Source organism: Roseovarius halophilus (ex Wu et al. 2025), assembly GCF_047086965.1.
The window spans coordinates 1-11,459 of the sequence record NZ_JBKOTX010000172.1 but is presented as its reverse complement, the minus strand read 5'-3'; the positions used below and the strand labels follow the sequence as shown (position 1 = coordinate 11,459).

The following is an 11,459-nucleotide window of genomic DNA, read 5'->3' as shown; positions in this document are numbered from 1 at the left end:
GTGGCGCTGTGGGTCGCGCCGGTGGCCGCGGCGGCCTTGGTGTGCATCTACCCGGCGCAGGTCGTGCGGCTGGCGCTGCGCGACGGCGCCGGCAGCCGGGCCTCGTGGGAGCGCGCTTTCTTCACGGTGCTGGGCAAGGTCGCCGAGGCGCAGGGCGCGCTGGGCTACTACCTTGGCCGGTTGCGGGGCAAGGCACGCAGCGGGCTCATCGAGTACAAGTAGCGCCGTCAGCCCCGACGCTGCCGAAGGGCGTCGGCCACGCGGCCGGGCAGGATGGCGATGCAGCGCGCGTAGCGTGGCCCGAGGCGGCGCGGGCTTGACAGCGCGCGCCACAGCCATTCGAGACCCGCGCGCCGCATCAAGCGGGGCGCGCGTTTCTGCTGGCCGCCGAGGAAATCCAGACCGGCCCCGATGGAGGCGAAGCCGATGCCGGGCGCGGCGTGCCGGCCCCTTGCCGCCATCGTTTCCTGCTTGGGCGCACCGAGCGCGAGCAGGCAGAGCCGCGCGCCGCTGTCGTTCAGCCGGGCGAAGATCGCGTCGGCCTCGGCGCTTTCGGGATCGAACCCCATGGGCGGCGACAGGGTCAGGACGATTTCCAGCCCGGGCACCTTGTCCCGCAGCGCTGTCGCGGCGTTATCAAGCGTGGCCCCGGTACTGCCGACAAGGGCGACGCCCGCCCCCGCATCGGCGGCCAAACGGCACAGCGGCAAAACGAGGTCGGAGCCCGGCATCAGCTCGACCGGCTGGCGCGCGAGGTGCGACAGCGCCACGACCGGCCAGCCGTCGGCCACCACCAGATCCTGCGCGGCATAGACGCGGGTGAAGGCCGGCGACTCGGTCATTTTCACGAGATGATCGAGGTTGACCGTCGCCAGCGCGAACCCGTCGCCGTGCCGGAACCGCCGGGCGACCTCGGTTTCGAGGGCGGCGTGTCGTGGCATGTTGACCGTTATCGGCGTGTCGTGGAACGTGAAGCGCACTGTCGTCTCCGGTCGGCCAGCCCCCTGCAGGGCGGTGATACTCAGGCTTGATCGCCCGGGCCAGACATACCGCGATTCTGCCTTGCTGTCGTTGTTTCCTTGCCATGAAAACCACCAAATTCCGCGCTAGGTGATCATGCGCGGCGGCAAGCGCGTGGACTGCGGACAATCGGCCGGTCGCGCGGAACTGGCGACCGGGCAGGATCTTATCGCGGGTGGTACGGGTAACGCATGTCGAGCATGGTCGGGAATCTGGCGCTGTTGATCTGGCCCGTCGTTTGCGCGGTGCTGTTCAATCGCCTGCGGATAGAACTGGCGCTGATCTGGAGCATTCTCGGCGGGTACCTGCTGTTGCCGCCGCTGGTCGAGTTCGATCTGCCCCTGCTGCCTGCCCTCGACAAGTTTTCCATCCCCAGTTTCAGCGCGTTCCTCATCATCGTATTCGTGCTGGGCCGGCGCGTATCGCTGTTGCCGGAAAACCGTCTGGGCAAGCTGCTGGTGCTGGCGCTGGTGCTGAACGCGGTGCCGACCGTTCTGACCAACGGCGACCCGATGGTGTTCGGCGCGGCGGCGGGCATGACGGGGGCCGATGCGGAAACCACCGTCATACCGGGGTTGAAAATCCGCGACCTGCTGTCGGTTTTCGTGAAACAGATGATCATGCTGCTGCCCTTCCTCATGGGGCGCCAGTTACTGGCCAGCGAACAGGGGATGCGCGACCTGCTGGTGGCGCTGGTGATCGCCGCGCTGGCCTATTCGGTGCTGGCGCTGGCCGAGGTGCGCCTGAGCCCGCAGCTAAACATCTGGGTCTACGGGTTCTTCCAGCACAGCTTTGCCCAGATGATGCGCGGGGACGGGTTCCGGCCCATCGTGTTCCTGCCGCACGCGCTGTGGCTGGCGCTGTTCATGCTGTGCAGCCTGCTGGCGGCGGCCGGGCTGGCGCGGCATGCGCCCCCCGAGACGCGGGGGCGGTTCATCATCGCGACGGTGTACCTCGGCGTCGTTCTGTACCTCTGCAAGAGCCTGGCGTCCCAGCTTTACGCGGTAGCGCTGCTGCCCATCATCCTTCTGGGCGGGCTTCGGTTGCAGGTGCTGGTCGCGCTGGGTTTCGCGGCGCTGGCGGTGACGTATCCGGTGCTGCGCAATCTCGGCCTCGTGCCGCTGGACCTCATCCTCGCGCAGGCCGAGGCGATCAGCCCTGACCGCGCGCAATCGTTGGGTTTCCGCTTCCAGAACGAGGAGATGTTGCTGGAGCGGGCGCGCGAGAAATGGCTGTTCGGCTGGGGCGGCTGGGGCCGAAACCTCGTGCGTGACGATGTGACCGGCGACCTGATCACCGTGCCGGACGGGCGCTGGATCATCACGTTCGGCACCTACGGTTGGGTTGGCTACCTGAGCGAGATGGGCCTGCTTGCCATGCCCGTGGTACTGATGTGGCGGGCGTCGCGCGCCGCCGCGGACGTTGCGCTGTCGCCGCTGGCGGTGACGCTGGTGCTCATCCTCGCGATCACCATGGTCGACATGCTGCTGAATGACACGCTGGTGCCGTTCACGTGGATGATCGCCGGCGCCGTCCTTGGATATTGCGAAAGGCTGGAACTCGAAAGGCTCAAGATGCGTGGCGCCGGCGCCGTTGAAGGTGGGCAACGCGTGGTGATCGGGCAGGAGGACCGCGACCGCGGGAGGCGCACGATATTATGACGGTGATTCTGAACAACTTTTGCAGTGTCGCGGCAATTGTGCCGCAGCGGGGGACAATACCCCCGCCAGCGGCGTGTTTGTCGGCGGCGCGGCAACTTGCAACCATAGGGTGAAACGCGAAAAATGTATATTAAACAGAATTCTAGGCGCGCCCTCCGCGCGTGTCCGCCCGATGGCCTTTGGGGGGAAACCGGTGGAGTCGGTATAGATTGCCAAGGGGGCATTTGCGGGTATGACCATGTCGAATGCACATAACGAGTTGAAAGATACACGCGGCGGACGCGCGGGCGCTGCCGAGCCGGTCGCGATTGTCGGCATGGCTGTTGATGTCCCGGGTGCCGGGGCTGTCGAGACCTTCTGGCAGAATCTGCGGGACGGCGTGTCCTCCATCACGCCGGTTGACGAGGCCGCGTTGCTGGCGACCGGGGAGCCCCTGTCGCGCATCCGGCACAAGGATTACGTCGCCGCCACCGCCCGGATGGAGGGGTTTGACAAGTTCGATGCCGAGTTCTTCGGGTTCAGCGCGAAAGAAGCCGCGATCCTTGATCCGCAGCATCGCAAGTTCCTGGAGGCCGCGTGGACATCGCTGGAGAACGCGGGGCACACCCCGGGGGATTGCGGTGGCAATATCGGGGTCTTTGCCGGCTGTGGCATGGGCAGCTATTTCTATTTCAACCTGTGTTCGAATCCCGACCTCGTGGATGACGTGGGCATGTTCCTGCTGCGGCACACGGGGAACGACAAGGATTTCCTGGCCACGCGCGTCAGCCACATCCTTGACCTGAAGGGGCCGAGCATAAACGTGCAAACGGCGTGCTCCACCTCGCTGGTGGCGGTTCACTATGCGTGCAACGCGCTGCGGCAGGGCGATTGCGGCATGGCGCTGGCGGGCGGCGTGACCATCGAGCTGCCGCAGGGGCGGGGGTACCTGTTCAAGGAAAACGAGATCCTGTCGCCCGACGGGCAGTGCCACGCGTTCGACCATCGCGCACAGGGGACGGTCTTTGGCAGCGGCGCGGGATGCGTCGTGCTGCGGCGTCTGTCCGACGCGCTGGCCGATGGCGATCACATCTGGGCGGTGATCCGGGGCAGCGCCGTCAACAATGACGGGGCCGACAAGGCCAGCTACCTGGCGCCAAGCGTGGACGGGCAGGCGGCTGCCGTGGCGCGGGCCATCGACGCGGCCGGGGTCAGCGCCGACAGCATCGATTACGTGGAATGCCACGGCACCGGCACCTACCTGGGCGACCCGATCGAGGTGTCGGCCCTGACCGAAGCGTTCCGCCGCACGGACACGGCCGTGGGGCATTGCCGCATCGGGTCGGTCAAGACCAATATCGGCCATCTGGACACGGCGGCGGGGGTGGCGAGCCTGGTCAAGGCGACGCTGGCGCTGAAGCACCGGCAGATGCCGCCCAGCCTGGGCTACGAGGCGCCGAACCCGGCGATAGATTTCGAGACGAGCCCGTTCCGCGTGAGCGACCGTTTGCGGGACTGGCCGGATGCCGGCCGTCCGCGGCGCGCGGGGGTCAATTCCCTTGGTGTCGGGGGTACGAACGCCCACGCGGTGCTGGAAGAGGCGCCCGGGGCGGCCCCGTCGGAGGAAAGCGACTGGCCGTTTCACGTGCTTTGCCTGTCGGGGCGCGGCAAGGCCGCGCTGGCGGCGAACACGGCGGCGCTGGTCGCGCATTTGCGCGCCCATCCCGAACAGCCGCTGGCCGACATCGCCCATACCCTTCGGAACGGGCGGCAGGGTTTTGCCAAGCGCCGCGTCGTAGTGGCGGAAACCCACGAGGACGCGGCCGCCTTGCTGGAAGCGGGCGATACGCGCCGGGTATTCACACACGACGTTCTGGGCGACGATCCGGAGGTCGTGTTCATGTTTCCCGGCGGGGGCGCGCAATACCCGCAGATGGCGCGTGACCTGTACGAGACCGAGCCGGTATTCGCCGAGTGGATGGACCGGGGGATCGCGCATCTGCAGGCACAGGTGGATTACGACGTTCGCGCGCTCTGGCTGCCGGAGCCGGGGGACGAGGCGGCGGCCGAACGGCTCAAGACGCCGTCGGTGCAACTGCCGCTCATCATGATCGTGGAATACGCGCTGGCGCAGCTGTGGATGTCATGGGGCGTGAAGCCCGCCGCGCTGGTCGGGCACAGCATGGGCGAGAACGTCGCGGCCTGCCTTGCCGGGGTGATGCGGTTCGAGGATTGCATCGACCTCGTGCTGTTGCGCGGCCGCCTGTTCGATAGCGTGCCCGCGGGCGGGATGCTGAGCGTGTCACTGCCGGTGTCGCGCCTTGAGGCGCTCGTGGGCGATGATCTGGACATCGCCAGCGTGAACGCCCCCGAGCTGAGCGCGGTTTCCGGCCCGCAGGACAAGCTGGACGCGTTCGCGGCCGTTCTCGACGGGCTGGACGTGGATTACCAGCGGGTCGCCATCGACATCGCGGCCCATTCGCGGATGCTGGACCCGATCCTCGACGAGTTCCGCGCGTTCCTTGCGCGGCTTGACCTGAACGCGCCGCAACTGCCCGTGATGTCGAACCGCACCGGCGACATCCTGACCGCGGCGCAGGCGATGGACCCCGAGTACTGGACCCGGCAACTGCGCCATCGCGTAGCGTTCGGTGCCTGCATCGACGCGCTGGCGGAAACGCCCGGGCGGGTCTACCTGGAGGTCGGGCCCGGCAAGGCGCTGAGCGCGCTGGCGCAGATGAGCCCCGGCGTGACGCCCGGGCAGGTGATCAGCAGCCTGCGCCACCCGGATCAGGACATCGCCGACGATGCCTATTTCCTGGGCGTGATCGGCCGGCTTTGGGCCTGCGGCGTCGAGGCGGACTGGTCCCAGATCTGGGGCGAGGCACGACGCAACCGCGTGCCGCTGCCGACCTATGCCTTTCAGCGCAAGCGCTATTTCATCGAGCCGGGCAAGGCCGTGGCCGAGGGGGCCGACACGACGCTGCTGCGCAAGCCGGACATGGCCGAGTGGGGCTATCGCGCGGCATGGGTGCCCCGCTATCCCGCGACGGTGCTGGATGCCGGGCAGACCATCGCCGACCTGCCCGAAACCGCGTGGCTGGTTTTCGTCGATGAAACGGGGCTTGGCGACAGCGTGGCCGACCGTCTGGAACACGCAGGCCACCGCGTTGTGCGCGTCGTGTCGGGAGACACGACCGAAAGGCAGGGGCCGGGTCGGTACAGCCTGGCGCCCGAGCTTGGCCGCGCGTCCTACGACCACCTGTTCGAGATGCTGGCCGAGGCGGGCGCGTTGCCGGACCGGATCGCGCATTTCTGGCTGGTGACCGGACGGGAAGGCCACAGGCCCGGCAGCAGCTTCTTCGACCGCAACATGGAGCATGGCTTCTACAGCCTGATGCACGTGGCGCAGGCGATGGGCAACGCCGACATGCCCGGGCCGGTGCATGTGACGGTCGTCACCAACGGGGCCGAACAGGTGACCGACGAGGCGCTGCCGCATCCCGAGAAATCCGTGATCGCCGGCCCGGCCGGGGTTATCCCGCGAGAACTGCCCGGCGTTACCTGCGCGACGCTGGATGTCGAACTGCCCGCGCCCGGCCACGGGGGAACCGCCGGTTTCTTCGGCAAGCGCGAGGCGCCGCGGCTGGACCTGTCGCCGCTGGTGGCCCGGGTGATCGAGGACTTGGCCGCCGAGCCGGGCAACGGCGCGGCCGCCCTCCGCGGCGGGACCCGTTACGAGAAGACGCACCGCCCCGTGCCGCTGCCCGAGGTCGGGGAGGAGGCCGCGTTCAGGCGCGGCGGCACCTATCTCGTGACCGGCGGGTTCGGGGGCATTGGCCTGACGGTGGCGCGCGATCTGATTACGCGTCTTGATGCACGCGTCGCGTTGCTGTCGCGCCACGAATTGCCGCCGCGTGACGCGTGGGACGATCATCTGGCGTCGGCCCCGGCGATGGACGGCACGGCGCGGCGCATCCGGCAGGTGCGTGAACTGGAAGAGGCCGGTGGCGGCCGGGTGATGACCGTGGCCGCCGATATCTGCAACCGCGAGGAAATGGCGCGGGCCAAGGCCGATGTCGAAGCTGCGTTCGGGCCTGTTTCAGGGGTGATCCACGCCGCCGGCGCGATCGACGACGGCCCGCTTCTGGCCAAGAGCGAGGCCGACGCGGCGCGGGTGCTGGCGCCCAAGATGACCGGGTTGCGGGTGCTGGACGAGCTTTTCCCCGACGGGACGCTGGACCTGATGGTGCTTTTCGCGTCGACAAGCACGGTCACGACGCCGGCGGGGCAGGTCGATTACGCTGCTGCCAATACCTATTTCAACGCCTTCGCCCGGTCCCGGTCGGGCGCAAGGACGCGGGTTGTCGCGGTCAACTGGGGTGTCTGGGCCGAGGTCGGCATGGCCGCCGATGCCATGGCCGCCCGGACGGGCGCCGAAACCGCCGCGCTGCCGGTGCGGCAACCGATCTGGGAAACGCTGCGCGAGAAAGGCGGCCGCCAGGTTCTGGACGCTGCGATTGGCACGGCGCGCCACTGGGTTGTCGACGGGCACCGGACGGCGGCGGGTGATGCCCTGCTGCCCGGCACCGGCTTTGTCGAGTTGGCCGCCGAGGCGATGGCGGCGCGGGGCCTGTCCGCGCCTTACGCGATCCGGGGTCTGACCTTCCTGCGGCCGCTGGACGTGGCCGATGGCGAGGCGCGACGGATCGAGGCGCATTGCATGCCCGAGGGCAGCGCCGTGGCGCTTGAAATCCGGTCGGCCTGCCGTGTCGGAGGTCGGGACGGGACCGTCTGCCACGCGCAGGCCACGGTCGAGCCGATGGCGACCGGGGCGCCGGACCGGCTCGATACCGCGGCCATTGCCGGCCGCTGCCCCACGCGGGAAACCGCGCGGGGCGACCAGACACTGGCGTCGCCGCAAGAGGCGCATCTGGATTTCGGCGCGCGCTGGCGCGTCCTGCGGGACAGGGCGCTTGGAGACCGCGAAGGGCTGGCATGGCTGGCGCTTCCCGCGGCGTGCCGGGGTGATATCGCCGACGGTTACCTCGCGCATCCGGGGCTGCTTGATATCGCGACGGGATGGGCGATGGACCTGATCCCGGGCTATCGCGACGATACCCTGTGGGTGCCGCTGGCCTATGCCGAGATCCGCGTCTGGCGCCCGCTGCCCGCCGAGGTGCAGAGCTGGGTGCGGCTGGCCGCGGATTCGGCCGGCGGGGACGAGGCATGTTTTGACGTCACGCTGTGTGATGCCGACGGCGAGGTCTGTCTGGACATCACCGGGTTCAGGATGCGGCGGCTGGAACAGCGCGACGGGTTCGGCAAACCAGCCCCGGTCGCGCCGGCCGAGGTCATGTTCGACGACGCGGCGGGGGGGCCTGACGTGCCCCTGTCCCCCGAGGAGGAGCGCCTGCGGCACAACATAGCGGAGGGTATCCGCCCCGAAGAAGGGGCCGAGGCGCTGCGCCGCGCGCTGGCCACCGGGCGGTCCGAGGTCATCGTGTCCTCGCTCGATCTTGACGGGTTGGTGGCGCAGGCCGGGGTCGGCGTGCAGGCTGGCGATGCCGAAACCCGGAGCTTCGAGCGGCCCGATCTGGAGGGGGAGTACCTCGCCCCGCGCACGGCCACGGAAGAGGCGCTGGCCGGGATCTGGGAAAAGCTGCTGGGCGTCAGCCCGATCGGCGTGGCGGACAGTTTCTTCGATCTGGGTGGGCATTCGCTGATCGCCGTGCGCCTGTTCGCGACCATCAAGCGCGAATTCGACGTGGAGTTCCCGATCTCGGTGCTGTTCGAGGCGCCCACGATCGCGGATTGCGCTACGCTGATCGAGGCACGGTCCGGCGGGCGCGCCGCCGACGTGGCGCCGGACGATCCGGAGGCGACGGCCCCTCCCGCGGCACCGACGGGGTTCACGCACCTTGTCGCGCTCAACAAGGTGGAGAACGCGACGAAACCGCCGCTGTTCATCGTGGCGGGCATGTTCGGGAACGTGCTGAACCTGCGGCACCTGTCGCAACAGCTCGGGGCCGATCAGCCGGTCTACGGGCTGCAGGCGCGGGGCCTTGTCGGCGATGCCGAGCCGCATACCGACATCGTGGCCGCCGCGGCCGATTACATCGCCGAGATCCGGCAGGTCCAGCCCCAGGGGCCCTATCTGCTGGGCGGTTTCTCGGGGGGCGGTATCACGGCCTACGAGATCGCGCAGCAGCTGGACACCGCGGGCGACGCGGTGGCCATGCTGGCGCTGCTGGACACGCCCCTGCCGGTGCGCTCGGCCCTGACGCGACGTGACAAGGCGTTGATCAAGATGCAGGAATTCCGGCGCAAAGGGCCTGCGTACCTGCGCGAATGGGCCGTCAACCGGATGAACTGGGAAGTGGCCAAGCGGCGCGGTGCGGGGGCCGGTGACGCCGGTGGCGGGTTCAACAACCGCCGTATCGAACTGGCGTTCCGGCAGGCCGTCGCCGCCTATGACGTGAAACCGTGGAACGGCCCGGCCCTGCTGTTCCGGCCGCCGCTGGACCGCTACTGGCGGGCGTCCGGGGGGCGCTGGATCAGCCGTGAACGGGAATACGTCTTTGCGGACAACCAATGGACGGGCTGGGCCCCCGGCCTGCGGGTCATCGAGGTGCCCGGCGATCACGACAGCATGGTGCTGAACCCCAACGTGACGGTTCTGGCCGCGCATATGGCCGAGGAGATCGCGGCGGCGCTGGACGGGTCCAGACCGCGCGCGTGGTCATCGGCCACGGCGGCGGAGTAGGCCATGACGCGCCCGCGGATCCTGACAATCATCCTGAACTACAAGACACCGGTGCTGACCCTGAAGGCGACGGAGGCCGCGCTGCGCGAGATGACGGCGCTGGACGGCGAGGTTATCGTGGTCGACAACGCCTCCCCCGACGGGTCGCACGAGGCGATCCTGCGTGGTGCGCAGGACGCCGGGTGGGTGCAGGGCGGTCGCCTGCGCATCGTGCGCGCCCCCGAGAACCGGGGGTTCGGCGCGGGAAACAATCACGGGATGCGGCTGCGAATGAGCGACGGGGGCGATCCTGATTTCGTCTACCTGCTGAATTCCGATGCATGGCCTGATCCGGGCGCCGTTGGCAAACTGCTTGAGGTGATGCGGAATGACCCCGGCACGGGCATTTCGGGCAGCTATATCAAGGGTACCGACGGTGCCCCGCATTGCACGGTTTTCCGTTTCCCGTCGATTGCCAGCGAATTCGAGAGCGCGGTTCGGTTCGGCCCCGTCTCGCGCCTGTTGCGGCGGTCGGTCGTGCGGATGCCGATCCCGACCGAGACCACCCGGGTAGACTGGGTGGCGGGGGCGTCGATGATGCTGCGTGGCCGGATGCTGGATGAAATCGGGGCCTTCGACGAAAACTTCTTTCTTTATTACGAGGAAACGGAGCTGTGCCGCCGGGCGGCGCGCGCTGGCTGGGCCACGTGTTACGTACCCGCGAGCGAGGTGACGCATGTCGGGTCGGCGTCGACCGGGCTGAAGACATGGGCGCGCACGCCGGATTACTGGTTCGATTCACGCCTTTACTACTTCGCCAAGGTCCACGGCCGCTTGTATGCCGCGCTGGCCACGGGCGCCCGTGTGGCGGGGGCGTGCCTGTGGGGCGTGCGGCGTGCCGTTTCGGGCAAACCGAGGGTCGATCCGCCGCACTTTCTTCGTGATCTCATCATGCATTCGCTCAAAACGCCGTTCACTGGTGGCGTGGGGCGACGTGCGCTGAAGGGACCACATCCGATGACGGAGGACGGCAAATGACACCGATTTCAAGCGTTCTGATCGGGAGTGAGTCGCTGCTTGTCGGCTGCGCCGAACACCTGCTGCGCGAGGGGCACCAGATCAGGGCCGTCGTCACGGATGACGCCGATATCAGGGCATGGGCCGCGGCGCAGGCGATCACGGTTCTGTCCGAGCCTGCGGATCTGGTTGGTGCGGTCGCGCCCGGATCCTTTGACTGGTTGATCAGCATCGCGAACCTGAAAGTGATTTCCGGCGACGTGCTGGCGCTGCCGGCTGCCGGGGCTGTCAATTTTCATGACGGGCCGCTGCCCCGCTATGCCGGGCTGAACACGCCGGTCTGGGCCATCCTGAACGGGGAGGCGCAGCATGGCGTTACCTGGCACCTGATCGAGGGTGGCGTGGACGAGGGCGATATCCTGGAGCAACGTCTGTTCGACACCGCGCCGGACGAGACCGCCTTTTCGCTGAATTCCAAGTGCTACGGCGCCGCGATGGAAAGCTTCCCCTCCGTGCTGGCGCAATTGTCGTCGGGCGATCTGGCCCGGTACCCGCAGGATCTGTCGCAGCGGCAGTATTTCCGTCGCGACGCCCGGCCCGAGGCCGGGGCGCTGCTGGATGTCGCCAGGCCGGCGGTGGAGCTGGAGCGGCTGGTGCGAGCGCTGGATTTCGGCGGCTATCGCAACCCGCTGACCTGCGCCAAGCTGCAGGTGGGTGAGGCGATCTGGATCATCCGCGGGGCCGAGGCGGAGGACACGGTGACCGCCGCGGCGCCCGGAACGGTTCTGGACGTTGCGGCCGACAAGGTGCGGATCGCGACCGGGGCGGGCGTTCTTGCGATCACCGAGGCGGCGACGCTGTCGGGTGTGCGCATGGAACTGGCCGCGGCGATCGAGCCGGGGGCGTGCCTGCCGCCGCTGACGGATCGGGACAAGGTGGCGTTCGCCGCCATCGCCGAGAAAAGCGCGCGCGCCGATGCGCGTTGGCGCGGGGTGCTGGTGTCGGGCCGGCCCGCCGACCTGCCGCTGGTATCGGCC

At 68.5% G+C, this 11,459-nt stretch carries 5 protein-coding genes and 1 pseudogene; 5 read left to right on the top strand and 1 reads right to left on the bottom strand.

All coding sequences use genetic code 11. The annotated features are described in order from the left end of the window. A pseudogene (locus ACH107_RS24915) lies at positions 1 to 222 on the top strand (glycosyltransferase family 2 protein); the annotation flags it as partial. 5 nt (positions 223 to 227) lie between these two features. Here ACH107_RS24915 and ACH107_RS24910 read toward each other — a convergent pair. Further along, positions 228 to 980, bottom strand: a complete 753-nt coding sequence (locus tag ACH107_RS24910) for a WecB/TagA/CpsF family glycosyltransferase (protein WP_412508251.1) — start codon at positions 978 to 980, stop codon at positions 228 to 230. Between the two features lie 231 nt (positions 981 to 1,211). Between ACH107_RS24910 and ACH107_RS24905 the strand changes: the two genes are divergently transcribed. From ACH107_RS24905 to ACH107_RS24890, 4 genes are all read left to right on the top strand, one after another. Beyond that, positions 1,212 to 2,681: a hypothetical protein gene (locus ACH107_RS24905; protein WP_412508249.1), complete on the top strand. Its 1,470-nt coding sequence runs from the start codon at positions 1,212 to 1,214 to the stop codon at positions 2,679 to 2,681. Between the two features lie 238 nt (positions 2,682 to 2,919). Further along, the gene (locus ACH107_RS24900) at positions 2,920 to 9,426 is read left to right on the top strand and encodes a type I polyketide synthase (protein WP_412508248.1); all 6,507 of its coding nucleotides are present in this window, start codon (positions 2,920 to 2,922) and stop codon (positions 9,424 to 9,426) included. A 3-nt stretch (positions 9,427 to 9,429) separates the two neighbouring features. Continuing rightward, entirely contained in the window at positions 9,430 to 10,443 is a 1,014-nt protein-coding gene (locus ACH107_RS24895; protein ID WP_412508247.1) for a glycosyltransferase family 2 protein, read from the top strand. Next, the coding region (locus ACH107_RS24890) for a formyltransferase family protein (RefSeq protein ID WP_412508245.1) at positions 10,440 to 11,459 on the top strand (1,020 nt) is incomplete at its 3' end. The genes ACH107_RS24895 and ACH107_RS24890, both read left to right, overlap by 4 nt.